This window comes from Anaeromyxobacter diazotrophicus, from assembly GCF_013340205.1.
Taxonomy (GTDB): domain Bacteria; phylum Myxococcota; class Myxococcia; order Myxococcales; family Anaeromyxobacteraceae; genus Anaeromyxobacter_A; species Anaeromyxobacter_A diazotrophicus.
Genome location: NZ_BJTG01000004.1, coordinates 344,562 through 369,589, shown reverse-complemented (window position 1 = coordinate 369,589; position 25,028 = coordinate 344,562). Strand labels below are relative to the sequence as shown.

General features: G+C 73.8%; 22 protein-coding genes. 3 read left to right on the top strand and 19 right to left on the bottom strand.

Annotation, left to right across the window (positions count from 1 at the left end):
• Nucleotides 1–44: 44 nt before the first annotated feature.
• Nucleotides 45–1,481: an NADPH-dependent glutamate synthase gene (gene gltA / locus HWY08_RS10315; RefSeq protein WP_176064775.1), complete on the bottom strand. Its 1,437-nt coding sequence runs from the start codon at nucleotides 1,479–1,481 to the stop codon at nucleotides 45–47.
• Nucleotides 1,481–2,329 carry a sulfide/dihydroorotate dehydrogenase-like FAD/NAD-binding protein gene (locus HWY08_RS10310; protein ID WP_176064774.1) on the bottom strand — a complete coding sequence of 283 codons (849 nt, stop codon included), beginning with the start codon at nucleotides 2,327–2,329 and terminating at the stop codon, nucleotides 1,481–1,483. The genes gltA and HWY08_RS10310 overlap by 1 nt, the downstream gene beginning before the upstream one ends.
• 274 nt (nucleotides 2,330–2,603) lie before the next feature.
• On the opposite strand from HWY08_RS10310, the gene HWY08_RS10305 reads away from it, so the two are divergent.
• Nucleotides 2,604–2,954 (top strand): hypothetical protein, encoded by a 351-nt coding sequence (locus tag HWY08_RS10305; RefSeq protein WP_176064773.1) that lies wholly within the window; start codon nucleotides 2,604–2,606, stop codon nucleotides 2,952–2,954.
• 73 nt (nucleotides 2,955–3,027) lie between these two features.
• Complete coding sequence (locus HWY08_RS10300; RefSeq protein WP_176064772.1) at nucleotides 3,028–3,588, top strand: bifunctional nuclease family protein; 561 nt, start codon at nucleotides 3,028–3,030, stop codon at nucleotides 3,586–3,588.
• 33 nt (nucleotides 3,589–3,621) lie between these two features.
• Here HWY08_RS10300 and HWY08_RS10295 read toward each other — a convergent pair whose 3' ends face one another.
• From HWY08_RS10295 to HWY08_RS10235, 13 genes are all read right to left on the bottom strand, one after another.
• A complete protein-coding gene (locus HWY08_RS10295; protein WP_176064771.1) occupies nucleotides 3,622–3,993 on the bottom strand; it encodes a magnetosome magnetite crystal formation protein family in 372 nt (123 codons plus the stop codon).
• Nucleotides 3,994–3,999: 6 nt separating this feature from the next.
• Nucleotides 4,000–4,698, bottom strand: a complete 699-nt coding sequence (locus HWY08_RS10290) for a DUF7986 domain-containing protein (RefSeq protein ID WP_176064770.1) — start codon at nucleotides 4,696–4,698, stop codon at nucleotides 4,000–4,002.
• Nucleotides 4,695–5,819, bottom strand: a complete 1,125-nt coding sequence (gene carA, locus HWY08_RS10285) for a glutamine-hydrolyzing carbamoyl-phosphate synthase small subunit (RefSeq protein ID WP_176064769.1) — start codon at nucleotides 5,817–5,819, stop codon at nucleotides 4,695–4,697. Before carA ends, HWY08_RS10290 begins: the two co-directional genes overlap by 4 nt.
• Nucleotides 5,816–7,117 (bottom strand): dihydroorotase, encoded by a 1,302-nt coding sequence (locus HWY08_RS10280; RefSeq protein WP_176064768.1) that lies wholly within the window; start codon nucleotides 7,115–7,117, stop codon nucleotides 5,816–5,818. The genes carA and HWY08_RS10280 overlap by 4 nt, the downstream gene beginning before the upstream one ends.
• Entirely contained in the window at nucleotides 7,114–8,109 is a 996-nt protein-coding gene (locus tag HWY08_RS10275) for an aspartate carbamoyltransferase catalytic subunit (RefSeq protein ID WP_176064767.1), read from the bottom strand. Before HWY08_RS10275 ends, HWY08_RS10280 begins: the two co-directional genes overlap by 4 nt.
• Nucleotides 8,106–8,747: a bifunctional pyr operon transcriptional regulator/uracil phosphoribosyltransferase PyrR gene (gene pyrR, locus HWY08_RS10270; protein WP_263858068.1), complete on the bottom strand. Its 642-nt coding sequence runs from the start codon at nucleotides 8,745–8,747 to the stop codon at nucleotides 8,106–8,108. Before pyrR ends, HWY08_RS10275 begins: the two co-directional genes overlap by 4 nt.
• Complete coding sequence (gene lepB / locus HWY08_RS10265) at nucleotides 8,684–9,727, bottom strand: signal peptidase I (protein WP_176064765.1); 1,044 nt, start codon at nucleotides 9,725–9,727, stop codon at nucleotides 8,684–8,686. The genes pyrR and lepB overlap by 64 nt, the downstream gene beginning before the upstream one ends.
• Nucleotides 9,724–11,529 carry a translation elongation factor 4 gene (gene lepA / locus HWY08_RS10260; protein ID WP_176064764.1) on the bottom strand — a complete coding sequence of 602 codons (1,806 nt, stop codon included), beginning with the start codon at nucleotides 11,527–11,529 and terminating at the stop codon, nucleotides 9,724–9,726. Before lepA ends, lepB begins: the two co-directional genes overlap by 4 nt.
• Nucleotides 11,530–11,650: 121 nt before the next feature.
• Complete coding sequence (locus HWY08_RS10255) at nucleotides 11,651–14,416, bottom strand: vitamin B12-dependent ribonucleotide reductase (RefSeq protein WP_176064763.1); 2,766 nt, start codon at nucleotides 14,414–14,416, stop codon at nucleotides 11,651–11,653.
• Nucleotides 14,417–14,984: 568 nt separating this feature from the next.
• A complete protein-coding gene (locus tag HWY08_RS10250; protein WP_176064762.1) occupies nucleotides 14,985–15,311 on the bottom strand; it encodes a cupredoxin domain-containing protein in 327 nt (108 codons plus the stop codon).
• Nucleotides 15,312–15,407: 96 nt separating this feature from the next.
• Nucleotides 15,408–18,767 carry an error-prone DNA polymerase gene (locus HWY08_RS10245; RefSeq protein ID WP_176064761.1) on the bottom strand — a complete coding sequence of 1,120 codons (3,360 nt, stop codon included), beginning with the start codon at nucleotides 18,765–18,767 and terminating at the stop codon, nucleotides 15,408–15,410.
• Nucleotides 18,768–18,777: 10 nt separating this feature from the next.
• Nucleotides 18,778–20,349, bottom strand: a complete 1,572-nt coding sequence (locus HWY08_RS10240; protein WP_176064760.1) for a Y-family DNA polymerase — start codon at nucleotides 20,347–20,349, stop codon at nucleotides 18,778–18,780.
• Nucleotides 20,339–21,010 (bottom strand): hypothetical protein, encoded by a 672-nt coding sequence (locus HWY08_RS10235; RefSeq protein ID WP_176064759.1) that lies wholly within the window; start codon nucleotides 21,008–21,010, stop codon nucleotides 20,339–20,341. Before HWY08_RS10235 ends, HWY08_RS10240 begins: the two co-directional genes overlap by 11 nt.
• A 181-nt stretch (nucleotides 21,011–21,191) precedes the next feature.
• Between HWY08_RS10235 and HWY08_RS10230 the strand changes: the two genes are divergently transcribed.
• Nucleotides 21,192–22,088: a hypothetical protein gene (locus tag HWY08_RS10230; protein WP_176064758.1), complete on the top strand. Its 897-nt coding sequence runs from the start codon at nucleotides 21,192–21,194 to the stop codon at nucleotides 22,086–22,088.
• Between the two features lie 69 nt (nucleotides 22,089–22,157).
• Here HWY08_RS10230 and HWY08_RS10225 read toward each other — a convergent pair whose 3' ends face one another.
• The 4 genes from HWY08_RS10225 to HWY08_RS10210 all read right to left on the bottom strand — a co-directional run bounded on the left by HWY08_RS10225 (nucleotide 22,158) and on the right by HWY08_RS10210 (nucleotide 24,965).
• Complete coding sequence (locus tag HWY08_RS10225) at nucleotides 22,158–22,550, bottom strand: thioredoxin family protein (RefSeq protein ID WP_176064757.1); 393 nt, start codon at nucleotides 22,548–22,550, stop codon at nucleotides 22,158–22,160.
• A gap of 74 nt (nucleotides 22,551–22,624) precedes the next feature.
• Entirely contained in the window at nucleotides 22,625–22,969 is a 345-nt protein-coding gene (locus HWY08_RS10220) for a hypothetical protein (RefSeq protein ID WP_176064756.1), read from the bottom strand.
• Nucleotides 22,970–23,019: 50 nt separating this feature from the next.
• Nucleotides 23,020–23,592, bottom strand: coding sequence for a response regulator transcription factor (locus HWY08_RS10215; RefSeq protein ID WP_176064755.1), 573 nt, complete (start codon nucleotides 23,590–23,592; stop codon nucleotides 23,020–23,022).
• The gene (locus tag HWY08_RS10210; protein WP_176064754.1) at nucleotides 23,589–24,965 is read right to left on the bottom strand and encodes an ATP-binding protein; all 1,377 of its coding nucleotides are present in this window, start codon (nucleotides 24,963–24,965) and stop codon (nucleotides 23,589–23,591) included. The genes HWY08_RS10215 and HWY08_RS10210 overlap by 4 nt, the downstream gene beginning before the upstream one ends.
• Nucleotides 24,966–25,028 lie beyond the last annotated feature (63 nt).

The following is a 25,028-nucleotide window of genomic DNA, read 5'->3' as shown; positions in this document are numbered from 1 at the left end:
GCGGGGTGCGCGCCGGGCCGCCGGAGGCGTCCGAGGGCGGCTCGCTACCAGGTGCCCGTCTGCAGGTACTCGTGGATCGAGGCGGCCGCCTGGCGGCCGGCGCCCATGGCGAGGATGACGGTCGCCGCGCCGAGCACGATGTCGCCGCCGGCGAAGACGCCCTTCATCGAGGTGCGGCCGGAGCCGTCGCGGGCGACGATCTTGCCCTTCTTCGTCTCCAGGCCCGGCGTCGTGCGGGGCACGAGCGGGTTCGGGCCGTTGCCGATGGAGACCACCACCACGTCGGCGGGGAACTGGTGCTCGCTGCCCGCGACCTCGACCGGCTTGCGGCGGCCGTCCGGGCCGGGCTCGCCCAGCTCCATCTTGCGGCACTCGACCGCCACCACGCGGCCCTTGTCGTCGCCGAGGTACCGCACCGGGGTGGTGAGGAGCGTGAAGTCGATCCCCTCCTCCTCGGCGTGCTCGATCTCCTCCTCGCGGGCCGGCATCTCGTCGTGCGAGCGGCGGTAGACGAGCCGCACCTTCTCCGCCCCCAGGCGGAGCGCGGTGCGGGCGGCGTCCATGGCGACGTTGCCGCCGCCCACCACCACCACGTTCTTGCCGCGCACGACCGGGGTGTCGTTGTGCTCCGGGTCGAACGCGCCCATGAGGTTCACGCGCGTCAGGTACTCGTTGGCGGAGTAGATGCCGCCCAGGTTCTCGCCCGGGAGGTCCATGAAGTACGGGAGGCCGGCGCCGGTGGCGACGAAGATGGCGTCGAAGGCCTTCTGCAGGTCCTCGATGGTTGCGGTGAGGCCGACCGCGAAGTCGCAGACGATGTCGACGCCCATCTTCTCGAGGTTCGCGATCTCCTTCGCCACGATGGCCTTGGGGAGGCGGAACTCGGGGATGCCGTAGACGAGCACGCCGCCCGGCTTGTGGAAGGCCTCGAACACGATCACCTTGTGGCCGAGCTTGGCGAGGTCCGCGGCGCAGGCCAGGCCGGCGGGGCCGGAGCCCACCACCGCCACCTTCTTCCCCGTCGGCGGGGCGACCTCGACCGGCTTCGCGATGCCGCCGGCGCGCTCCCAGTCGGCGAGGAACCGCTCGACGCGGCCGATCGCGACCGGGCGGTTACCCTTGGACTTGCCGGTCTTGCACAGCGACTCGCACTGCTCCTCCTGCGGGCAGACGCGGCCGCAGATGGCGGGGAGCAGGTTCGTCGACTTGAGGATGCCGAGCGCCTCGGCGAAGTTGCCCTTCTCCACCTCGTGCAGGAAGCCCGGGATGTCGATGCCGACCGGGCAGCCCTGCACGCACTCCGGCTCCTTGCAGTAGATGCAGCGGTAGGCCTCGAGCTTCGCGGCCTCCGCCTCGAGGCCGAGCGTCACCTCCTGGAAGTTCTTGCCGCGGGCGATCGGATCCTGCGCCGGCATCTCCTGGCGCGGGGTCTGGAAGCGCTTCTTGAGGTCCTTCGGGACCGGGGCGATCGTGGGCGCCATCACCGCACCTCCTTCACCAGCCGCTCCATGGCGCGGCGCTCGTCTTCCTTGTAGATGGCCTGCCGGCGGGACAGCTCGTCGAAGTCGACCTGGTGGCCGTCGAACTCCGGCCCGTCCACGCACACGAACTTGCTCTTGCCGTCCACCGAGACGCGGCAGCCGCCGCACATCCCGGTGCCGTCCACCATGACCGGGTTGAGCGACACCTGCGTCTTGATCCCGAGCTCCTTGGTGAGCTTCGAGACGAACTTCATCATCGGCACCGGCCCGATGGCGACCACCTCGGCGATCTGGCCCACCTCGGCCTGGATCTCCTTGATGGCGTCGGTGGCGAGGCCCTTCTTCCCCTCGCTGCCGTCGTCGGTCCACACGCGGACCTCGTCGCACGCCTTCCGCATCTCGTCCCGGAAGAAGAGCAGCCCGGTGTTCCGCGCGGCGAGCACGCCGATGACGCGGTTCCCGGCCGCCTTGAGCGCCTGCGCGATGGGGTGGACCGGCGCGATGCCGATGCCGCCGCCCACGCAGACGACCGTGCCGATCTTGGCGACGTGGGTGGGGGCGCCGAGCGGGCCGAGCAGGTCGGCGAAGCGCTCGCCCACCTTCACCTGCGCCATGCGCGCCGTGGTGGAGCCCACCTCCTGCACGACCAGGGTGACGGTGCCCGCCACCGGGTCGGCGTCGGCGATGGTGAGCGGGATGCGCTCGCTGCCCTCGCAGACGCGGATGATGACGAACTGCCCGGCCTTGCGCGCGCGCGCCACCTGCGGCGCGCGGACCTTGTACAGGTTCACCTTCGGCGCGAGCTCCCGCTTCTCGAGCAGCTCGAAGGACTGCTTCAGGAGTTCCATGCGGTGCGGACCTCTGGGGACGGGGGGAAAACGCGTCCGCGCACCTTTCACGAAGCGGGCCAGCTTCCCCACACGGACCGCCGAGCCGCACGGGCGCGGCAAGATGCCGCAATTCCCGGTATTTCCCTGAGATGGCGCACGCCTGCCTGCCCGTGCGGCGGCGCACGCTCCGCGAAATAGGCCGCGCGCTGCGCAAAGGCTGCGTCCCCCGCGTTGACGCCGGCCGCGGCGCCGCACATCCTCCACCCGCCGTGCCCGCGAGGAGCCGCTCACGATGACCCTCGATCTCACCTGCCAGGCCTGCGACACGAGCTTCGAGCTGGACGTGGCGGAGCTGCTCGACGAGCCGCGGCTGCAGTGCCCCGGCTGCGACGCGCGCGTGCCGCGCGCCACCGCCGAGGCGCTCTCCGGCGCGCTCGAGGAGCTGTTCGGGCACGTCGCCCGGCTCCGGCCCAAGTTCCAGCTCATCGCCGAGGTGGAGAGCGACGACCTGCCGCCGCCCTTCGACCGCGAACGCCCGGGGCGCGCGGCCGGCGAGGCGGGCGAGGACGACGACGAGGGCGCGGGCGACGACGACGAGGAGCTCGAGGAGGACGAGCCGGAGCGCGACGTCGACGACGAGTAGGCGCGGCGCCTGCCCCGCGGCGTGCCCATCTTCCTCCCGAGCCGCCCGGCGCCCGCGGGCGGAGGGGGACGCCATGCAGGCCTGGTCCGGAACGCTCCTCGCGTCGCTGCTCGCCGGGGCGACCTCGCTCGGGGCCGCGCCTCCCGGCGGGCGCGCGGAGCTGGTCGAGGTGGAGGTCGCGGGCGTGCTCCCGCTCGAGGCGGAGTCGGGCAGCCTGCTCGTCCTGCGCGCGAAGCCCTCCGGGACGATGCTGCCCATCTTCGTGGGCCAGACCGAGGGCGCGGCCCTCGACCGGCGGCTCAGGCGAGGGCCCCCCGGCCGTCCAGGCAGCGCCGACCTGCTGGAGCACGCCATCGCGGCGCTGGGCGGGCGCGTCGCGCGCGTCGCCATCGAGGGCGAGCAGGCGGCGCTGTTCCGGGGCCGCGTCGTGCTGCAGCAGGGCGACCGCCGGCTCGAGCTCGAGGCGCGCCCCTCCGACTCGATCGCGCTGGCGGTCGCGGCGCGGGCCCCCATCTTCGCGAGCCGGCAGGTCCTCGCCGAGGCGGGCCTGACCCGCGAGGACCTGGCCCGGCAGCGGCGCCGCGACCCGCCCTCCGCCGCCGAGGCGGGCGCCGGTCCCAAGCTGGCTTTTTGAGGCGCCCGGCCGAGGCGGACGGGGACGTCCGGTTCAGAGCTGCAGCCGGTCCGCCACGTCCGCCGCCACCGGGGCGCGCCAGCTCACGCCGTCGAGCGCCTTCACGATGCCGACGATGGAAAGGACCAGCACGCCCGCCAGCCCCAGGTGGCCGATGAACCCGAGGTACGGCACGAGCGCGAGCCCGGCGCAGCCGACGCCCAGCAGCCCGAGCGCCAGCCCCTGGCGCGCGTGGAAGCGCACCAGCGGCGCCTCCCGCGCGACGAGGTAAGGCACCAGCGCGAGCAGCCCGAGGTAGCAGAGGACGAGCAGGATCTTGTCCTCGCCCGGCGCCCGGGTAGGCCCGGGCGCGCCGGCGGGGGGCGGCGGCAGCGGCGGCGGCAGCTCGCCGGGCGGGCCGCTCACGGCGCTCTACCCCTCGCCCCGGGAGCGCGGCGGCGGGGTGGAGAGCGGCCGCGCCTCGGGGCGGAAGTCGTAGAGCGACTCGACCTTCACGTTGCGGTAGCGCTCCAGCTTGAGCGCCATCCGGGAGAGGCTGGCCACGAAGCCCGGCACGTCGATGGGCGGGCCGCCCTTCCCCGCCTCCTTCTTCTGCCGCTTCACCTCGTTGAGGATGAGCTTGCGCACCTCCTGCGGGTGATACAGGAAGGCGCCGGAGAAGAAGAGCCGGCCCTCGTGCGGGAGCAGCCGCGCCTCGAGGATGTCGCCCTTCTCCAGGCCCAGCATCTGCCGCCGCTCGGTGACGTCGTACACCACGTCGGTGAAGACGTCTCGCAGCCGCACCTCGCCCTTCTTGATCTTCTTCACCTCGAAGAGCCCGTGGACGCTCTTCGCCAGCACCCGGTAGATGGCGAGGTCGTCGGTGGTGAGCTGCGGCCCGACCTCCCGCATGAAGAGCTCGACGGTGGTCTCGTTCGAGCCGGTCGGCCGGAAGTCGTAGAGGTAGTAGTCGAGCATCCCGTTCATGCGGGTCTCGAAGCTCTTGTCCTCCTCGTGCGGCTCGCCGTGGCGGTCGAACCAGTCGCGCCGCGCGGCGAGCAGCTCCTCCTTGCGCGTGTCGCTGGTGGCCCAGGAGAGGAGCTTTTCCTGGAGCTCCGACAGGCTGCTCATCGGCGCTGCTCCATCATGGTGGCGAACCGCCCGAACAGCTGCCGCGCGTCGTGCGGCCCGGGCGAGGACTCCGGGTGATACTGGACGCTGAAGGCGGGGGCGTCGAGGACCTCGAGCCCCTCCACCGTGCCGTCGTTCAGGTTCACGTGCGTGACGCGGGCGCGCTTCCCCAGGCTCCGGTCGTCGACGGCGAAGCCGTGGTTCTGGCAGGTGATGTCCACCTTGCCGGTGGCGAGATCCTTCACCGGCTGGTTCGCGCCGCGGTGGCCGAACTTGAGCTTGTAGGTCTTGCCGCCGAGCGCCAGCGCCAGGATCTGGTGGCCGAGGCAGATGCCGAAGACCGGCACCTTGCCGAGCAGCGCCGCCACGCTCTCGCGGGCACCCTTCACCGCGTCCGGATCGCCCGGGCCGTTGGTCAGGAAGACGCCGTCCGGGCGGAGCTTCAGGACCTCGTCGCCCGGGGTGAGGCTCGGGACGACGGTGACCTTGCACCCCTGCTCGGCCAGCAGCCGCAGCATGGCGCGCTTCAGCCCCCAGTCGTACGCCACCACGTGGAAGCGCGGCTTCACGGCCGGCGCGCGCTCCGCGTCCTGGTAGGCGTCGGCGCCCACCTCGCTCCACACGTACGGCTCCTTCGTGGAGATGCGGGTGGCGAGGTCCTGCCCCTCCATGCCCGGCAGGGCGCGCGCGCGCGCCACCAGCGCCTCGGCGCTGGTGCCGTCCGAGGAGAGGACGCCCATCTGCGCGCCGGCGGTGCGCAGGTGCTTCGCGAGCCGGCGGGTGTCGAGGCCGGAGATGCCCGGGATGCGGTGCTGCTTGAGGTAGGCGTCGATGCCTTCGTCGGCGCGCCAGGAGCTCGGCTGCTCCGACCAGTTGCGGACGATGAAGCCGGTGGCGTGGGGATGCACCGACTCGGCGTCGGCTGCGTTGACGCCGTAGTTCCCCTGCTCCGGGTAGGTCATGCAGACCATCTGCCCGACGTACGACGGGTCGGTCAGGATCTCCTGGTACCCGGTCATCGAGGTGTTGAAGACCACCTCGCCCACGGCCTCGCCAGGGGCGCCGAACGCGGTGCCCTCGAACACGGTGCCATCGGCGAGCGCCAGGATCGCGCGCTTCATCTGCCTCCTTCGGCGAGCTCGTGGACGATCCGCCCCCCCACCAGCGTGAGGGTGCAGCGGCCGACGAGCGTCGCGCCCATCCAGGGCGAGTTCTTGCTCTTCGAGTGGAACAGCGCCGGCTCGCAGCGCCATTCACGCGCGGGGTCGAGCACGGCGAGATCGGCGGGGGCGCCGCGGGCGAGCGAGCCGCCGGGGAGGCGGAAGGCGCGCGCGGGACCGGCCGTGAGCGCCTCGACCAGGCGGCGCTCGGAGAGGACGCCCTCCCGGACCAGCGCCAGGCCGACCGGGAAGGCGGTCTCGAGCCCCACCACGCCGTTCGCGGCGGCGTCGAACTCGAGGTCCTTCTCGACCGGCGAGTGCGGCGCGTGGTCGGTGGCGATGCAGTCGATGGTGCCGTCCGCCAGCGCCTCGCGCACGGCGGCGCGGTCGGCGGCCGAGCGGAGCGGCGGCGCCATCTTGAAGGCGGTGGCGTAGCGCGAGCGCGCGACGTCCTCGTCGGTGAGCGCGAGGTGGTGCGGCGTCACCTCGGCCGTCACCGAGAGCCCGCGCCGCTTCGCCTCGCGCACCGCGCGCACGCTGCCGGCGGTGGAGAGGTGCGCGATGTGGAGGCGCCCGCCGGTGAGCTCGAGCAGCGCCAGGTCGCGGGCGACCATGACCTCCTCGGAGGCGGCCGGGATGCCCTTCAGGCCGAGCCGGGTCGCGGCCGGGCCCTCGTGCATGACGCCCTTGCCCACCAGGGCGAGGTCCTCCTCGTGGACGGTGAGCGGCAGGTCGAAGGCGCGGGCGTACTCGAGCGCGCGCCGCATGAGCGCCGACGACGCGACCGGCCGGCCGTCGTCGGAGAGCGCCACACAGCCGGCCGCCTGGAGCTCGCCGTACTCGGCCAGCTCCTCGCCCTTCATGCCCTTGGAGATGCAGCCGACCGGGTACACGCGCGCCAGCCCGGCCGCCCGCGCCCGGGCCAGGATGAGCTCGGTGACGCTGGTGTTGTCGTTGGGCGGGACGGTGTTCGGCATGGCGCAGACGGCGGTGAAGCCGCCGGCCGCCGCCGCCCGGGCGCCGGTCGCGACCGTCTCCTTGTACTCCTGCCCCGGTTCGCGCAGGTGCACGTGGAGATCGAGGAAGCCGGGCGTGACCCAGCGGCCGCGGGCGTCCACCGCGCGCACGTCGCGCGGGCGCTCCAGCCGCTCCGCCACCTCGGCCACCTTGCCGTCGCGGACCACCACCGTGCGGACGCCGTCGACGCCGCTCGCCGGGTCGATGACGCGGCCGCCCTCGATGAAGACCGTGTCCGTCATGCGCGCGCGCCTCCTTCCGCCGCCTCGTGCGCGCCGCCGGCGAGGAGGTACAGGACCGCCATCCGCACCGCCACGCCGTTCTCCACCTGGTCGAGGATGACCGAGCGCGCGCCGTCGGCCACCTCGGGGGCGAGCTCGACGCCGCGGTTGATGGGGCCGGGGTGGAGGATGGCGCAGGAGGGCGTGAGCCACTCCGCCGCCTTCCGCTCGTTGAGGCCCCAGAACTTGGAGTACTCGCGGGTGCCGGGGATGAGCGGGTCGCCGATGCGCTCGTGCTGGATGCGCAGCATGACCACCGCGTCCGCCCCCTCGACCGCCGGCCGGAGCTGGTGGTGCACCTCGGCCCCCATGGCCTCGATGCCCTGGGGGATCATGGTGGGCGGGCCGCAGACGCGGACCTTCGCGCCGAGCTTGGTGAGGCCGTGCAGGTCGGAGCGCGCCACCCGCGAGTGCGAGACGTCGCCCACGATGGCGATGGTCTTGCCCGCCAGCACCCCGAAGTCCGGGGCCGCGCCGGCGGGCGCGCCGCCGGCGGCGCAGAAGTGCTCGGAGAGCGTGTAGAGGTCGAGCAGCCCCTGGGTCGGGTGCTCGTGCGCCCCGTCGCCGGCCGAGACCACCGCGCAGGAGACGTGCTGGGCCACCAGCTCGGGCGCGCCGCCGGCGGGGTGCCGGATGACCAGGATGTCCGGGTGCATCGCCTCGATGTTGAGGGCGGTGTCGACGAGCGTCTCGCCCTTCGTGACCGACGAGCTCGACGAGGTCCAGTTGATCGCGTCCGCCGAGAGGATCTTGGCGGCGGTCTCGAACGAGGTGCGGGTGCGGGTGGAGGCCTCGAAGAAGAGGTTCACCACCGCCTTCCCGCGCAGCGTCGGGACCTTCTTGAGCGGCCGGCGCAGCACCTCCTTCATGGAGGTAGCGAGCTCCAGCACGGACAGGATCTCCTCCCGGGTGAGCGGCTCGAGCCCGGTGAGATGGCGGTGCTTCCCGATCACGCGTGCCCCCTCGGCTTGACCAGCACCTCGTCCTGTTGCGCCCCACCCTCCACGAGCCGCACCTCGACCTGCTCGCGGTCCGGCACCTCCAGCTGCACCCCCACCACGTCGGCGGCGATGGGGAGCTCGCGGCCGCCCCGGTCGACCAGCACCGCCAGCAGCACGCGCCGTGGCCGGCCGAAGTCGGTGAGCTCGTCGAGCGCCGCCCGCACCGTGCGGCCGGTGTAGAGGACGTCGTCCACGAGCACGATGGTCTTGCCGGTGACCGGGAAGCGGATGTCGGTCGGGCCGACCACCGGCGCCACCGCCAGCTCCGACAGGTCGTCGCGGTAGAGCGCGATGTCGAGCGTGCCCATGGGCGGCTCGGCCCCGGTGACGGCGGCCACGTGCTTGCGGAGCCGCTTCGCGAGGTGGACGCCGCCGCGGCGGATGCCCACCACGGCCAGCTCACCGCCCCGCTCCCGCGCGCGGTCCACCACCTCGCGCGCCATGCGCGCCAGCGCGCGCTCGATGCCGTCGGCGTTCATGACGCAAACCTTCCTTGGCCGGCCATGGGGATCAGGCGTTTCTAGCGCTACTCGATCCGTTTGAAAAGCCGCTCGACCCGCAGGCCGGCGGGGCCGCCCCGGGGCGCCCAGCCCGAGCGTCCCCAGCTCCAGAAGATGACCGTCGCGCGGCCCTTGACGTTCGCGAGCGGCACCTGCCAGCCCCCGCCCGCGCGGCTGTCGGCGGACCGGTCGCGGTTGTCGCCCAGCACGAAGACGTGCCCGGGGGCCACCCGCTCGAACGGGCCCTCCCGCTCCCCCAGCCGGGCGGGGCGGCACTGCGCCACGACGTGCGTCACCTCGCCGCTCCGGGCGGCGCCCGCGTAGGCGTCGGCGAGCGCCTGCGCCACCGCGCTGCGCGGCGAATCGACGCGGCCGCGGGCGAGCGTCTCCTTCCAGGCGGGGCAGGTCTCGGTCCACCACCGCCCGCCCCCTTCGGCCTGCTCGTCGTAGGTGAGGTCGGCGACGGGGACGCGCGGCTGCGGCACGCCGTTCACGTAGACCACCTGGTCGCGCAGCTCCACCACGTCGCCGGGGAGCCCGATCACCCGCTTGATGTAGTCCTTGCCCGGCTCGCGCGGGTTCGCGAACACCACCACGTCGCCGCGCCGCGGCTCGCTCCAGCGGAGGAGGAAGCGGTTCACGAACGGGAGGCGCAGCCCGTAGGCGAGCTTCGAGACGAGGAGGTGGTCGCCCACCTCCACCGTCGGCACCATCGAGGAGGAGGGGATCTTGAACGCCTCCACCACGAAGGTCCGGGCGCAGAGCGCCACCACCAGCGCCAGCAGCGCCGACTCGAAGAGCTCGCGCACCGCGCCCTTCCGCGCCGCCAGGGAGAGCTGGTCGCGCCAGACGAGGTCGAGCCGGGCGCTCGCCTCGGCCAGCAGCTCGGGGTCGCCGGAGGCGGCCGCGGCCTCCAGCGCGTCGGCGGCGGCGAGCGCGTCGGCCCGCGCGCGCTCCGGCACCCGCTTGCCGCGCCGCTCCAGGAAGCGCCGGGTGGCCACGGCGAAGCGCTCCGCCTCGCCGCGCTCGACGGCCGGCCCCGCCGCGGGCGCCGGCGCGGAGCGGCTCAATCCTCCACCTTCAGCACGGCCAGGAAGGCCTCCTGCGGGATCTCGACCGAGCCCACCTGCTTCATGCGCTTCTTGCCCTCCTTCTGCTTCTCGAGCAGCTTGCGCTTTCTGCTGATGTCGCCCCCGTAGCACTTCGCGATGACGTTCTTCCGGTAGGCCTTCACCGTCTCGCGGGCGATGATCTTGGCGCCGATGGCCGCCTGGATGGCCACCTCGTACATCTGCTTCGGGATGACCTCCTTGAGCCGGCCGCACAGCTCGCGGCCGCGCTGGTAGGAGTTCTCCCGGTGCACGATGACGCTGAGCGCGTCGACCGGCTCGCCGTTGAGGAGGAAGTCGAGCTTGACGAGGTCCGCCTCCTCGTAGCCCTTGAGCTCGTAGTCGAGGCTGGCGTAGCCGCGCGAGACGCTCTTCAGCTTGTCGAAGAAGTCGAACACCACCTCGGCGAGCGGGATGTCGTAGGTGATCTGGACGCGGGTGGCCGCGATGTAGCGCAGGTCCTTCTGCACGCCGCGCCGGTCCTGGCAGAGCTTCAGGATGGCGCCCACGTCGTCGGTGCGGCCGTGGATGTGGCAGGTGAGGATGGGCTCCTCGAGCTTCGCGATCTTCTGCACCGGCGGCAGCTTGGCCGGGCTGTCGATCTCGGTCACCTCGCCCTGCGTGTCGGTGACCCGGTAGACGACCGAGGGGGCGGTGGTGATGAGGGCGAGCTCGTACTCGCGCTCGAGCCGCTCCTGGACGATCTCCATGTGGAGGAGGCCGAGGTACCCGCAGCGGAAGCCGAACCCGAGCGCCTGGGAGGTCTCCGGCTCGAAGGTGAAGGCCGAGTCGTTGAGGCGCAGCTTCGTGAGCGCGTCCCGGAGGTTGTCGTAGTCGGCGGCGTCGATGGGGAAGACGCCCGAGAAGACCATCGGCTTCATCACCTTGAAGCCGGGGAACGGCTCGGCGGTGGGCTTGCCCACCTCGGTGATGGTGTCGCCCACCTTGGCGTCGTGGACGTCCTTCACGTTCGCGACGACGACGCCCACCTCGCCGGCGATGAGGCGCGCCACCGGGCGCGAGAAGGGGGCGAAGACGCCCAGCTCCTGGACCTCGAACTCGCGCTTGTTGGACCAGAGCTGGATCTTCTGCTTCGGCGCGAGGGTGCCCTCGAACACGCGCACCAGCATGACCACGCCGCGGTACGAGTCGTACCACGAGTCAAAGATGATGGCCTTGAGCGGGGCCGCCGGGTCGCCGTCCGGCGGCGGCACCTTCTTCACGATCTGCTCCAGGATCTCCTGGATCCCGACGCCCTCCTTGGCCGAGGTGGGCACCGCCTCCTTCGCGTCGAGGCCGATCACCTCCTCGATCTCGCGCCGGACGCCCTCGACGTCGGCGCTGGGGAGGTCGATCTTGTTGATGACCGGGATGATCTCGAGGTCGTGGTCGAGCGCCTGGTAGACGTTGGCGAGCGTCTGCGCCTCGACGCCCTGGCTGGCGTCGACCACCAGCACCGCCCCCTCGCACGCGGCCAGCGAGCGCGAGACCTCGTAGGCGAAGTCGACGTGCCCGGGGGTGTCGATGAGGTTGAGCTCGTAGTCCTTGCCGTCCAGGGCCCGGTAGGCCATCCGGATGGTCTGGGCCTTGATGGTGATGCCCCGCTCGCGCTCCAGCTCCATGTTGTCGAGGAACTGCGCCTGCGCCTCGCGGGCGGTGACGGTCCCGGTCTTCTCCAGCAGCCGATCGGCGAGCGTGGACTTGCCGTGATCGATGTGCGCGATGATGGAGAAGTTGCGGATGTGCTGGTTCTCGGCGGGCATCGGAGGAGGGGCTTTTAACACGCCCGGCCGGCGCGCGCGCGGAGGAGGGTCCGAGCGCCGCCGGCCAGGTGGGAAGCTGTAGGGCGGGGGCTCGTCCCCCGCCGCCGGGGGGAGCCCGGCGCTAGCTGCAGCCCGTGGTGGTGCCGCAGTTCATGCACTTGTAGCAGGCGCCGTTGCGGACGGTGATGCTGCCGCAGGTCGGGCACGGCGGCGCGTCCTGCTGGAGCACCATCGTGCTCTCGCCAGGAGCTGGCGGCCGGGCCACCGGCGGCAAGGCCACCACCGAGGCGCCGGCCGCGAGCCGGGGCGCCTGGGGCGCCGCCCCGGGCGCGAGGTCCTTCTTCGCCTCCTCGACCTGCTGGGCGTCCTCGCTCGGCAGGAACTTCAGGGACAGCCACCGGAAGATGTAGTCGGTGATGGACTTCGCGATCGGGATGTCCGGGTTCCCGGTGAAGCCCGACGGCTCGAACCGCATGTGGCTGAACTTGTCGCACAGCACCTGCAGCGGCACCCCGTACTGCAGCGCCATCGAGATGGAGGTGGCGAACCCGTCCATGAGGCCCGAGACCACCGAGCCCTCCTTGGCCATGGTGACGAAGAGCTCGCCCGGCGCGCCGTCGTCGTACATGCCGACGGTCATGTAGCCCTCGTGGCCGCCGATGGAGAACTTGTGCGTCACGGCGCGGCGCTCGTCGGGCAGCCGCCGGCGGGCGAGGCGCTCCACCGGGGCCGCCACCGCCTCCTCCTGCTTCTTGTCCTTGGCGGTGTTGAGCGGCTGGCTGCGCTTGCAGCCGTCGCGGTAGATGGCGACCGCCTTGAGCCCGAGCCGCCACGACTCGACGTAGGCCTGCTCGATGTCCGCCGGGGTGGCGGAGGTGGGCATGTTGACCGTCTTCGAGATGGCGCCGGAGAGGAAGGGCTGCACCGCGCCCATCATCCGGATGTGGCCCATGTAGTGGATGGTCCGCGAGCCGTGGGAGGGCTTGAAGGCGCAGTCGAACACCGGCAGGTGCTCGGCCCGGAGCCCGGTGGCGCCCTCGATCGTCTCGGCCTCGTCGATGAAGGCGAGGATGGAGTGGATGGTCTCGGGGGCGTAGCCGAGCTTCTGCAGCGCGAGCGGGACCGTGTTGTTCACGATCTTGAGCACGCCGCCGCCGACCAGCTTCTTGTACTTCACGAGCGCGATGTCGGGCTCGATGCCGGTCGTGTCGCAGTCCATCATGAAGCCGATGGTGCCGGTGGGGGCGAGCACCGTCACCTGGGCGTTGCGCACACCGTGCTCGGCGCCCAGCCGGCGCGCGTCGGCCCAGGCGCCGCGGGCGGCCTCGACCAGATCCGCCGGGGCGAGCCGCGCGTCGATGCGCTCGACCGCCGCGGCGTGCTTGGCGAGGACGGCCAGGCACGGCTCGCGGTTCTGGGCGAAGCCCGCGAACGGCCCCTTGTGGCCGGCGATGCGGGCGCTCATGGCGTAGGCCTCGCCGGTCATGAGCGCGGTGATGGCGGCGGCGGTGGCGCGGCCGGCGTCGGAGTCGTACGGGAGGCCGCTCGCCATGAGCAGCGCGCCCAGGTTGGCGTAGCCGAGGCCGAGCGGCCGGTACGCCTCGCTGTTCTTGCCGATGCCCTCGGTGGGGTAGCGCGCGTTCGAGACCAGGATCTCCTGCGCCAGGATGGTGAGGTCGACCGCGCGCTTGAAGCCCTCGGCGTCGAACCCGCCGTCGATCGACCTGAAGTGCATCAGGTTGAGCGAGGCCAGGTTGCACGCGGAGTCATCGAGGAACATGTACTCCGAGCACGGGTTCGAGGCGTTGATGCGGTCAGTGTTGGGGCAGGTGTGCCAGGCGTTGACGGTGGTGTCGAACTGGATGCCGGGGTCGCCGCAGAGCCAGGCCGCCTCGGTGATCTTCTTCATGAGCTGGCGCGCCTGGATGGTCTCCACCACGCCGCCGTCGACGCGGGCGGTGAGCGCCCAGGCGCCGTCCGCCTGGACCGCGCGCATGAAGGCGTCGGTGACGCGCACCGAGTGGTTGGCGTTCTGGAAGAAGACGGAGTCGTAGGCGCCGCCGCGCACGTTGAAGCCGCCGTCGTAGCCCGCCTCGATGAGCGCCCAGGCCTTCCGCTCCTCGCTCGCCTTCGACTCGACGAACTCCTCGATGTCCGGGTGGTCGGCGTCCAGGATGACCATCTTGGCCGCGCGCCGGGTCTTCCCGCCCGACTTGATGACGCCGGCGAAGGCGTCGAACCCGCGCATGAAGCTGACCGGGCCGGAGGCCTCGCCGCCGCCGGAGAGCTTCTCCTTGCCCGAGCGGATCTTGGAGAGGTTCGAGCCGGTGCCGGACCCGTACTTGAAGAGCATGCCCTCGGTGTGGGCGAGCTTCAGGATCGAGTCCATCGAGTCGGACACGGCGTTGATGAAGCACGCGCTGCACTGCGGGTGCTCCTCCACCCCGACGTTGAACCACACCGGGGAGTTGAACGACATCTTCTGCCGGTAGAGGAGGTGGCCCAGCTCGGCCTCGAAGGAGACCGCGTCCTCCTCGGAGGCGAAGTAGCCGTCCTGGCGGCCCCAGCGGCCGATGGTGCTGACGACCCGGCCGACCAGCTGCCGGACCGAGCGCTCCCGCTCGGGCGAGCCCAGCGCGCCGCGGAAGTACTTCGAGGCCACCACCTGGGTGGCGAGCGCCGACCAGCTCTTCGGCACCTCGACGTCCTTCTGCTCGAAGATGACGTGGCCGCCCTCGCCGCTGATGGCGGCGGTCCGGAGCTCCCACGCCAGCTCCTCGGCCGGATCCACCCCGGGCGTGGAGAAGTAGCGCGGCACGGCCACGCCCTTCTTCGCGGTGCGCCGCTTCCCGTTCCGCCGCTGCCCGACGACCTCGCGCTCCATCATCTCGCTCTTCCTCCGGCCGGGACGTCTGCCCGGCCCCACCGCTTGGATGAACTGCGAGCGCCCTCTGGGCGCCCCTCGGCCAAAAAAGTCCCCGGCCGGCCCTCGCGAAGAGGCCGGAGAATCGCTGCTCGAAAGCTCTCGGAAAGCTCAGGAACTCGTGCCCGGGGGCAGCGCGCCCCCGGGATTCCTCCGCACGCGCTCGTCGCCCGTGGACACGACCTTGCCACGCAGGGCTGACAGGCGTGACTCCACCTGCCGAGGCCCTTCCCCGTCTGCCGTGATCTCGGCTGGTTGCGCCCTGACCGACCCCGCGCCCCGCATCGCTCGCCCCTTCCCGCCCGACCCGCCCACCCGCGCCCCGCTCGTCCGAGGCGCCGCTCCGCAACCACACCGACCTGAGTACGGCAACCTTACGCAGGCCGTTCGGGAGCGTCAAGCCATGCACCACAACATATTGTGTCGCACCGTATGGTCACACACGACGGGCTGTAGTTTCGCGGGCTTGCGAGCGATATCACGGGTGGGTCGCCGGGCGAGCAGGCCGAGCGGGCGCGCCGGCGGCTGTCCGTCAGTCCTCGACGACGATCTTCCCTCCCCCCATCCCCATGGCAGAGCAGTGGAACTTCTCGATGCCCTTCTGCTTGGGGGTGATGGTGACGCTCACCGGCTTGCCGAGCGGGAGCTCGAGCTGCTTCACGTTCTCGGCGGGGATGTCCACGGCCGTGATGCAGGTTCGGTCGGAGGTGCGGGTGAAGACGAGCGTGGTCGGCTGCCCCTTCTTCGCCTTCACCTGCTGCGGCTCGAACCCGCGGCCGGTCACCTGGATCTGCACGGTGTCCGCGGCGAGGGCCGGGGCGGCGAGGAGGACGGCGGCGGCGAGGGCGAGAGGGCGCATGGTTGACTCCGGGTGCAGCGGCTGGAGGGACGCCCGGCGAGCCTGCCGGGCGTGGGGATCATAGCGGACGCGCGAGGCGGGCGGGCCATTCACGGGCTAGTGGAAGTCGCGCGCCTGGGGCGCGATCTCGGGGGCGAGCGGCAGCGGGGACACCGAGCGCACGCGGACGTTCACCACCTGGCCGTTGCGCTCCACCCTGCCCTGCGCCACCAGGAAGGCCGAGCCGCGCACCAGCGCGCGGAACCGCTCGTAGACGTCGGGCATGAGGACGAGGTTGGCGATGCCCGTCTCGTCCTCCAGGCTCACGAAGACGAGGCCCGAGGCGGTGGCCGGCCGCTGGCGCACGATGACGAGGCCGGCCACCTCGACGGCGGCGCGATCGGCGAGGCGGGGGAGCTCGCGGGCCGTCCGCACCCGCCGGGCGGCGAGGCGCGGCCGGAGCATCGCCATGGGGTGCGCGCGCTCGGAGAGGCCGAGCGAGGCGTAGTCGGCCGCCACCTCCTCGGAGGCGCTCGCGGGCGGGAGGCCGGCCGGGGGCTCCTCGACCGGCGCGCCGGCGAGGAGATCGCCCTCGCGCGCCGCGGGGCCGACCGCGAGCGCGCTCCACAGCGCCCGGCGCCGCTGCACCTCGAAGCCGCGCAGCGCGCCGGCCTGGGCGAGCCGCTCGAGCCAGGCCGGCGAGAGCCCGCCGCGGCGGGCGAGGTCCGCCATGGAGCCGAAGGGGCGAGCGCGGCGCGCGGCGAGGACGCCCTCGCCCACCGCCCGGGGCAGCCCCTGGACCGTCGCGAGCCCGAGCCGCAGCGCCGGCCGCTCCCCCTCCCGCGCGGCGGCGCCCGCCTCGGCCCCCTCCAGCGTGCACTCCCAGCCGGACCGGACCACGTCCACCCCGCGCACCTCCACCCCGGCGCGCTTGGCGTCCTCGACGAGCGTGTGCGGGGCGTAGAAGCCCATCGGCTGGCTGTCCAGCAGCGCGCAGGCGAAGGCGGCCGGGTGGTACCGCTTCAGCCAGGCCGAGGCGTAGACGAGGAGCGCGAACGAGGCGGCGTGCGACTCGGGGAAGCCGTAGCCGGCGAAGCCGAGCAGCTGCTGGTAGATGGCCTCGGCGTCCGGGCGGGGGATGTGCCGCTCGGCCATCCCGGCCACCAGGCGCGCCCGCATGGCCTCCATCCGCTCCTGCGAGCGCTTGTGGGTCATCACGCGCCGCAGCTCGTCCGCCTCGCCCGGCGTGAACCCCGCCGCCACCACCGCCAGCCGCATCGCCTGCTCCTGGAAGAGCGGCACCCCGAGCGTCCGCGCCAGCACCGGCTCGAGCGGCGGGTACGGGTACCGCACCGGCTCGAGGCCGTCGCGGCGGCGCAGGAACGGGTGGACCATGCCGCCCTGGATCGGCCCCGGCCGGATGATGGCCACCGAGATGACGAGGTCGTAGAAGCAGCGCGGCTTGAGCCGCGGCAGGAGCGACATCTGCGCCCGCGACTCGACCTGGAACACGCCGACGGTGTCGGCGCGCGAGACCATCTCGTAGACGGCGGGGTCCTCGGCCGGGATCTCGGCCAGGGTCTCCGGCCACGGGGTGTCCGTGGGCAGGGCGGGCGCGGGCCGGTGGGCGGCGAGGAGCTTCAGGCAGCGCGAGAGCGCGGTCAGCATGCCGAGGCCGAGCAGGTCGACCTTGAGCAGCCCGAGCTCGGCGATGTCGTCCTTGTCCCACTGCAGGATGGTGCGCCCCGCCATCGCCGCCGGCTCGAGCGGCGCCGTCTCGCAGAGCGGCCGGCGGGTGACGACGAAGCCGCCCACGTGGATGGAGAGGTGGCGCGGGAACCCCTGCAGCTCGCCGGCGAGCCGCAGCGTCTGCCGGACCGCGGGCGAGCCCTTCGCGTCGAGGCCCGCCTGGGCGAGCAGCTCCGGCGTCACCTGCGCGAGGTCCTCGTAGGATCCGAGGAGCTTGGCGAGCCGGTCGAGCTGCCCGGGCGCGAGCCCGAGCGCCTTGCCCACGTCGCGCAGCGCCGACTTGCCGCGGTAGCCGATGACCTCGCAGACCATGCCGGCGTGGTCGCGGCCGTAGCGCTGGTAGACGTACTGGAGCACCTCCTCGCGCCGCTCGTGCTCGAAGTCGACGTCGATGTCGGGCGGCTCGCCGCGCTCGACCGAGATGAAGCGCTCGAAGAGGAGCCCCATCCGCACCGGGTCGATGGAGGTGATCCCGAGGCAGTAGCAGAGGACCGAGTTGGCGGCGCTGCCCCGGCCCTGGCACAGGATGCCGCGCTCGCGCGCGAACCGGACGATGTCCCAGACCGTGAGGAAGTAGCTCGCGTACCCGAGCTGCTCGACCAGCGCGAGCTCCTTCGCGATCTGCCGCCGGACATCCTCGGGAGGCTCGCCCTTCCAGCGCCAGCGGGCGCCGTCCTCGACCAGGGCGCGGAGGAGCGGCATGCCGGTGAGGAGTCCCGTCGCGGTCGCGGTCGCGGTCGCGGTCGAGGTCGTGGTCGTGGTCGCGGTCGCGGTCGTGGTCGCGGTCGTGGTCGTGGTCGCGGTCGTGGTCGAGGTCGAGGTCGAGGTCGGGTTTGCCCGCCACGCCGGCGGGGGGCAAGCCCCCGCCCTACGAGCCTCCCCCGGGCTTGCCAGCACCGGCGGCAACGGGTGCTCCCCCCGGATCTCGTCGAGCCGGAAGCGGCAGGCCTCGGCGATGGCGGCGGCCGCCTCGAGCCCCTCGGGGAAGTCGGGCCACAGCTGCGCCATCTCCTCCGGCCCCTTGAGCGTCCGCTCGGCGTTCGGGAAGAGCCGCCGCCCAGCCCGGTCGAGCGTCGTCCCGAGGCGGATGCAGGTGAGGACGTCCTGGAGCGGCTGCCGGCCCCGGTCGTGGGTGTGCGCGTCGTTCGTCACCGCCACCGCGAGGCCGAGCCGGGCCGCGAGGCTGCGCGCGGCCGCGATGCGCGCCTCCTCGCCCGCCACGTGGTGCCGCTCCACCGCGAGCGCCAGCCGGCGCCCGAAGGCGTCGCGCAGCCGCTCTGCGGCGGCCGGGTCCGTCCCCGGGTAGAGCGCGAACAGGCCGCGCGCCCGCTCGGCCACCTTCGCGAACGGGAGATCGACCGCCGGGCGCCGAGCCGGCGCCTCGCCCTCCCCGCCCGGCGGCGCGCCGCAGTGCGCCTCGGAGAGGAGGCGGCACAGCCCGGCGTAGCCCTCGCGGTCCATCGCCAGGAGCACGAGCGGGGCCGTCGGGAACGGGCCGGGCGAGAGGCCCAGGCAGGAGAGCTCGGCCCCGACCACGAGCGGGAGCCCCCGGCGCGCGGCCTCGGCGTGGGCCCGGACGGCGCCGTAGAGCCCGTTCACGTCGGCGAGGCCGAGCGCGGAGAGGCCCAGCTCGGCGGCGCAGCCGACGAGCTCCTCGGGCTGGCTCGCCCCGCGGAGGAAGGAGAAGCAGGACTTGGAGCGCAGCTCGGCGTAGCGCAGGGGGGCCATCGGGGCGCTCTCAGTCGAAGAAGCCGTGCAGCCAGAGCCGGCCGTCGCCGGCGTCGCGGAAGATCCAGCAGTCCCCCAGCCCCTCCAGCCGCGCCCGGTGGTAGTCGCGGTCGAACGGCTCCGTCCACCACTCGCCGGCGAGGCGCTCGGCGGGGGAGAGCGCCAGCACGCGCAGCGTCCGGCCGAAGGCGCGCACCGCCGCGAGCCGCCCGCCCTCGCCCAGCGCGACGAGCGGCTCGGGGTGGGCGAGGAGCCGGGTCGGGCGCTCGGCCGGGGCCGCGCAGCCCTCGGCCGGCTCCGCCGGGGGCGGGGGCCGGCCGCCCCGCGCCGCGGGCGGCTTCCCGGTGAACGCGGCCGGCGCGTAGGCGGCCTCCGGCCGGTGGCGATCGGCCAGCCGGGCCGCGAAGAGCGCCTCGTCGCCGAGCCGCGCCGCGAGCCGGGTCAGCACCGTCTCGAGCGCCGCGAGCTGCTCGGGGCGATCGCCGAGGGCGAGCTGCTCGCGCGCGGCGGGCGCCGCCTCGGCCACCGCCAGCGTCACGGCGCTCACCGCGCCGGGCAGCCGCAGCGCGCCGAGCCGCTCGCGCAGCACGAGGAGCCACCGCGCGGCGGCGGCGGAGGGGAGCGCCAGCGCCAGCTCGAGCCGCTCCTCGCCGGCGGGATCGAGGCGGAGCGCGAGCGCGAGCCGCGTCGCCCCCAGCCCGCGCCCCGCCAGCCGCGCTGCCAGCCGATCGGCGAGGCGCTTCAGCGCGAACAGGAGCGGCTCCGCGCTCTCGAGCGGCGCCTCCAGCTCGAGCCGCTCCTCGGGGAGGCGCGCCGGGACGTGGGGCACGAGCGGCGACGGGTCGTCGCCGTGCGCGAGGCGCCAGGCGGCGAGCCCGGCCGCGCCGAAGCGGTGCGCCAGCGCCTCGACCGGCAGGCGCGCCAGGTCCTGCACCTGCCGCAGGCCCAGCGCGGCCAGCCGCTCGGCCATGGCGGCCGGGAGCTCGAGCGCGGCCAGCGGGAGCGGCCCCAGCGCGCCCGTGGCGTCGCCCGCCGCCGCGATGGGCGCGCCGCGCCCGTGGCGGGCGAGCGCGCGCGCCGGCCCGCGCCCCCGGGCGAGGGCCGCCCTCACCCGCAGCCCGAGCTCGTCGGCGACGGCCACCGCGCGCTCGAGGAGCGCCCGCTCGCCCGCCGCGCCGGCGCCGAGTAGGTGCGCGCCGCTGGCGTCGAGGAGGAGGGCGTCCGGGAGCGCCACCTCGACCGCCGGAGCGAGGGCGAGGAGCGCCTCGGCGAGCCCCTCCAGCGCGGCGCGGTCGGCCGCCTCGTCGGCGGGGACCACCTCCAGCCCGGCGCAGGCGGCCCGCGCCTGCACCAGCGCGTCGCCCGGCCGGACCCCGCGGGCGCGCGCCTCGGCCTCGCACGCGACCACCCGCCCCTCCCGCTCCACCGCCAGCGGCGGGCGCGGCCCGCCCCGGCCGGACCCCGCCGCCTCGCGGGCGCGGAGGAGCCGCTGCAGCGGGAGGTCGGGCGCCCACAGCGCGAGGACGCGCGGGCCGCTCGCCGCCGGCGCCGGCGCGGCGAGCACGCCGAGCTCAAGCTGCATGGCTCGCCCCGGGGGGCGCCGCGCGCGGCGGCCCCTCCGCCGCGCCGCGGGCGAAGGCGCGCCGCACCTCCGTCCCGCGAGGCCCGGCGGAGAGGTCGAGCCGGAGCGCCGCCGGGACGCGCGGGCCGCCGGGCACCCCGAGCCAGAGCGCGACCGCCCCGCCCTTCTCCGCCGCCGCGCGCAGCCGCTGCAGCAGCGCCTCGATCGCCGCCCCGCCCGGCGCGCGCGCCTGGCCAGCCGCCGGCACGTCGAGCACCACCGCCTCGAAGGCCCCGCTCCCCAGGAGCGCCTCGGCCGCCCACAGCGCGCTCCAGGGATCGGCCGTGGCGCCGGCCGGCCGCACCACGAGCAGCCGCTGGAGGTCGAGCCCGAGCGCCGCGGCGGCGGGCGGGTAGAGCTCGCCCCGCCCGTCCACCCAGGCGCCGAGCCCCCCCTCGCCCATCGCCGCGGCGAGCGCCGAGAGCGCGACCGCCGTCTTCCCGCTGGCGGGGCCGCCCGCGAGCTCGGAGAGCGCGCCGCGGGGAAACCCGCCGCCCGGGAGGAGGGCGTCCACCTCCGCCCGGCCGCTCGGCGCGTGGCCAGCCCGCGCCGGCGCCCGGCGCTCGAGGCGCCGGATCTGCTCGCGCAGCCCTTCGATGATGTCGCGCGCGTTCCCGGCCATGCCCGTCACCCTCCAGCACGATAACTGCTCGCATGTTCAGGTAGCAAGGCGGTCTGACAGCAGCGCCCCCCGTTCGCCAGGCGCTCGCCGGGGCGGCCGTGGACCGCAAACGCCTCTGTCCCCTGGGGATTCCCGTTCTTACCGTGAAAGGACGCAGCACCCACCACGAAGGGGGAAACGCATGAAGAAGATGGCTTGGGGCTTCGGCCTCGCCGCCGCGCTGGCGCTCCTCTCGGGTCAGGCGAAGGCCCAGAGCGGCTCCACCGGCACGACCGGCAACACGGACACGAGCGGCAGCGCGACGGGCACCACCGGCAGCGGCAGCTCCACCGCTTCGCCCGGCAACACCACCGACAACAGCGCGGGCTCGATGGGCACGGGCTCGATGGGCACCGGCGCGGGCTCGATGAGCACCGGCTCCGGGTCGACCACCTCGGGCGCGAGCGCGTCCACCGACCCGTCCACCTCCAGCACGAGCGGCCACTTCGACGCGCTCGCGGGCAAGGTGCAACGGTTCGATCGCAGCAACAACGAGCTCACGCTCTCCGGCAGCGATCGCAAGCTGAAGCTCGACTCCAGCACCAAGGTGATGCGCGACGGCTCCCGCGCCTCGATGGACGACATCAAGGAGGGCGACCAGGTCCGGGCCAGCTACTCCGGGTCCGGCGACACGCTGCAGGTGAAGAGCCTCGACATCACGTCCTCGGGCGCGATGGGCGGCTCCGGCTCGTCCAGCTCCTCCGGCTCGCTCGACCGCGGCTCATCGTCGTCCTCGAGCGGCACCGGCAGCACGAGCGACACGACCTCGACCGGCACCGGCACCGCGACCGGCACCGGCACCGGCAGCAGCGACACCGCCGGGTCGACCGGCTCGACGGGCTCGAGCGACGAGAGCAGCTCCTCGACCACCACCACCAAGAAGCACTCGAAGAAGATGCACCACTCCCCGCACGGCGCGGCCAACGCGCCCTCGGGCAACTCGGGCGACAGCTCGTCCAGCTCGACGTCCGGCGGCAACGCGCCGTCCGGCAACTCCGGCGACACCTCGACCGGCAGCTCCGGCGGGAAGAGCTACTGACGGCTTCCCGTAGCGCGATTCGGCGGCACCGAGGCGGCGGACCCGGCACGGGTCGCCGCCTCGCGCCGTTCAGGCTTCGGGAGCGGCGGCGCTCTTCTGCTGCGCCGCGATCTCGGCCTTCACCTGCTCCATGTCGAGCGCGCGCACCTTGCCGATGAGCTCCTCCAGCGCCTGCCCCGGCAGCGCGCCCGGCTGCGAGAAGAGCAGCACGCGGTCGCGCAGGATCATGAGCGTCGGGATGGAGCGGATCTCGAAGGCGGCCGCCAGCTGCTGCTCCACCTCGGTGTTCACCTTGCCGAAGGTGAGGTCGGGGTGCCGCGCCGCCACCTGCTCGAAGATGGGCCCGAACGCCCGGCACGGCCCGCACCAGGGCGCCCACCAGTCGACGAGGACGATGCCGTCCCGGTCCACCGTCGGCTTGAAGTTCTGCTCGGTGATCTCGACGACCGGGCTGTCGCCCATGCGGGACCTCCTCGTGGCGCGCGGAGCCGCGCCCTGGCCGTGAGAGGCGCCGGCCGCGCAAAGGGTTCGATGCGTCAGGGCGCGGCGCTGGAGAGCACCTCGTCGAGGCTCGACGCCAGCTGCCCGCGGGTGAGGACCTCCTCCACCCCGGCGCCGCGCGCCTCGTCGCGCAGGTCGGTGCGGAGGTGGCCGAGGAAGCCCACCACCCGCGCCCCGGGCCGCTCGGCCAGGAGGGTGCGCAGCTCCTGCAGCGCGCCCGGCTCCCCCAGGTCGGCGAGCACCAGCGCCGGCGCGCGCTCCCGGGCGGCGGCCGCGAGCGGCACGCCGCGCGGGGCGAACGCGACCTCCACCCCGAGCCGGCGGGCGGCGGCGTCGATCTTGGATCGGAAGAGCAGGTCGCGGACGGCGGCGAGGACCATGGCGGAGAGCCTAAGGCTCGCCGCGCGCCCGCGCCCGGCTCGCGCGCCGCCTACCGCGCGGGCGGGTACTTCTGCAGCTTGCGCTGCAGGGAGCGGCGGTGGATGCCGAGGCGGCGGGCCGCCTCGCTGATGTTGCCGCCGCAGTCCACCAGCACGCGCTGGATGTGCTCCCACTCCGCCCGGGCCAGCGACGGGGTGGCGAAGTGGTCCGGCGCCGGCTGCGGCCCGTTCTTGGCGAAGGCGGCCAGGAGCTCGTCCGCGTCCACCGGCTTCGGCAGGTAGCCCTCGGCACCGAGCTTGGTGGCCTCGACCGCGGTGGCGATGCTGCCGTACCCGGTGAGGACGAGGACGCGGGTGGCCGGGTCGTGCTCGCGCATGTCGCGCAGCAGGTCGAGGCCGCTGCGGCCGGGCATGCGGAGGTCGATCACCGCCATCTCGGGCGAGTCGGCGCGCACCTGCTCCATCGCCTCGTCGGCGCTGCCGGCGGTGCGGACGTCGAAGCCGCGCTCGCGCAGCGCGCGGGCGAGCCGCTCGCGCAGCGTCACGTCGTCGTCGACGAGGAGGATGCTGGGCGAGGCGTCCTTGGAGGGCTCGGGGGTCTGGGGAGGGGGCGTGGTGGTCATGGGGCTTCGCTCCTGCGTTGTGGCGCGGCCGGAACGCGGAACGTCACCGGCAGCTTGAGAGTGGCCGTGGTGCCCGAGCCGGGCATCGACTTGAGCTCGAGGTTCCCCCCGAGCTGCTCCGCGAGGGTGTGGGTGAGGAAGAGGCCGAGGCCCATGCCTTCGCCGGGGACCTTGGTCGTGAAGAAGGGCTCGCCGGCGCGCGACAGGATCTCCTGCGGCATGCCGCAGCCCTGGTCGATGACCTGCGCCCGGACGGCGCCGCCCTCGACCTCGACGCGCAGCAGCACGCGCTTGCCCGGCGCGGAGGCCTGCACCGCGTTCTTGAGCAGGCTGCGCAGCGCCCGGGCCAGCCCGCGCGGCGGCCCGGCGACGGCGTGGGCCGCGAGGTCGGCGTCGGTCCGCAGCTCGACCCGCGTCGGGTCGGGCAGGAACGCCATCGCCTCGTCCACCCAGCTCGCGAGCGGCAGCTCCACGATGGGCTCGCCGGCGTTCTCGCCCGCCTGGGCCGACATGTGGTGGAGGATGTCGCGGCAGCGCTTCACCTGCTCGCGGATGAGCGCCAGGTCCTCCAGCGACGAGGAGGACGCGCCGCTCTTCTCGGCGGACCGCATGAGCTCCTTCACCACCACCGCGATGGTGGAGAGCGGCGTGGAGAGCTCGTGCGCCGCCCCCGCGGCGAGCGTCGCGAGCGACGCCACCTTGTCCTTCCGCGCCGAGAGGCTGCGCTCGGCCGCCAGCGCCTCCTCCACCTGCGTCAGGGCGAGCTGGACCCGCGCCACCACGTACACGATGAAGGCCGCCGCCACCGCGAAGGAGACCCACATGCCCTGCATGTGGAGCGACATGATCTCGGCGTGGTCCAGGGACGAGAGCACCTGCAGCACGCCGAGGTGGTGCAGCCCGAAGAGCGAGCCGAACAGCGCCAGGCTGGTGCCGAGCATGGCCCAGGCCCAGGCCGCGTCGAGCAGCACCGTCGCGAGCGCCACGTTCACGAGGTACATCGTCGAGAACGGGTTCGAGTAGCCGCCGGAGAGCGCCAGGAGCGCGGTCAGGATGAAGGCGTCGGTGAACATCGCCGTGGCGATGAAGCGCTCGCCGACCTGCCCTCCCCGCCGCAGCCACAGCTCGAGGCCGACGTTCTCCACCACCTCGAAGCCGAGGATCCCGAACAGCGCCAGGAGCGGGACGTCGATGCCGACCACCCAGCGGGCCGAGACGATGGCGAGCGACTGGCCGACGATCCCGCCCCAGTGCAGCTTGATGAGCCAGGAGAGCTTGATCCGGTCCGGCTGCCCGCCCCGGACGTGCGGCCAGACTGGCTCGCGCGCCGCGCTCGGGGCGGCGGCCTCCAGGCTCCCGGCCGGCGTGCTCATGGCGGCGAATCTAGCAGGAATGTCGCACCTGTGGGGGGCCCGGGGCGGCCGCCGCTCGCGCGG

Coding starts and splice junctions, on each gene's coding strand:
- HWY08_RS10220 (WP_176064756.1), bottom strand. CDS start 22,969: ATGGTCCTCGCCGCCGTCCGCGACCTGCTCTTCCGATCCAAGATCGAC.
- HWY08_RS10230 (WP_176064758.1), top strand. CDS start 21,192: ATGAAGAAGATGGCTTGGGGCTTCGGCCTCGCCGCCGCGCTGGCGCTC.
- HWY08_RS10310 (WP_176064774.1), bottom strand. CDS start 2,329: ATGGAACTCCTGAAGCAGTCCTTCGAGCTGCTCGAGAAGCGGGAGCTC.
- HWY08_RS10300 (WP_176064772.1), top strand. CDS start 3,028: ATGCAGGCCTGGTCCGGAACGCTCCTCGCGTCGCTGCTCGCCGGGGCG.
- HWY08_RS10280 (WP_176064768.1), bottom strand. CDS start 7,117: ATGACGGACACGGTCTTCATCGAGGGCGGCCGCGTCATCGACCCGGCG.
- HWY08_RS10215 (WP_176064755.1), bottom strand. CDS start 23,592: ATGACCACCACGCCCCCTCCCCAGACCCCCGAGCCCTCCAAGGACGCC.
- HWY08_RS10290 (WP_176064770.1), bottom strand. CDS start 4,698: ATGAGCAGCCTGTCGGAGCTCCAGGAAAAGCTCCTCTCCTGGGCCACC.
- HWY08_RS10305 (WP_176064773.1), top strand. CDS start 2,604: ATGACCCTCGATCTCACCTGCCAGGCCTGCGACACGAGCTTCGAGCTG.
- HWY08_RS10210 (WP_176064754.1), bottom strand. CDS start 24,965: ATGAGCACGCCGGCCGGGAGCCTGGAGGCCGCCGCCCCGAGCGCGGCG.
- HWY08_RS10240 (WP_176064760.1), bottom strand. CDS start 20,349: ATGCAGCTTGAGCTCGGCGTGCTCGCCGCGCCGGCGCCGGCGGCGAGC.
- HWY08_RS10245 (WP_176064761.1), bottom strand. CDS start 18,767: ATGGCCCCCCTGCGCTACGCCGAGCTGCGCTCCAAGTCCTGCTTCTCC.
- carA (WP_176064769.1), bottom strand. CDS start 5,819: ATGAAGCGCGCGATCCTGGCGCTCGCCGATGGCACCGTGTTCGAGGGC.
- lepA (WP_176064764.1), bottom strand. CDS start 11,529: ATGCCCGCCGAGAACCAGCACATCCGCAACTTCTCCATCATCGCGCAC.
- HWY08_RS10255 (WP_176064763.1), bottom strand. CDS start 14,416: ATGATGGAGCGCGAGGTCGTCGGGCAGCGGCGGAACGGGAAGCGGCGC.
- gltA (WP_176064775.1), bottom strand. CDS start 1,481: ATGGCGCCCACGATCGCCCCGGTCCCGAAGGACCTCAAGAAGCGCTTC.
- HWY08_RS10235 (WP_176064759.1), bottom strand. CDS start 21,010: ATGGCCGGGAACGCGCGCGACATCATCGAAGGGCTGCGCGAGCAGATC.
- HWY08_RS10250 (WP_176064762.1), bottom strand. CDS start 15,311: ATGCGCCCTCTCGCCCTCGCCGCCGCCGTCCTCCTCGCCGCCCCGGCC.
- HWY08_RS10225 (WP_176064757.1), bottom strand. CDS start 22,550: ATGGGCGACAGCCCGGTCGTCGAGATCACCGAGCAGAACTTCAAGCCG.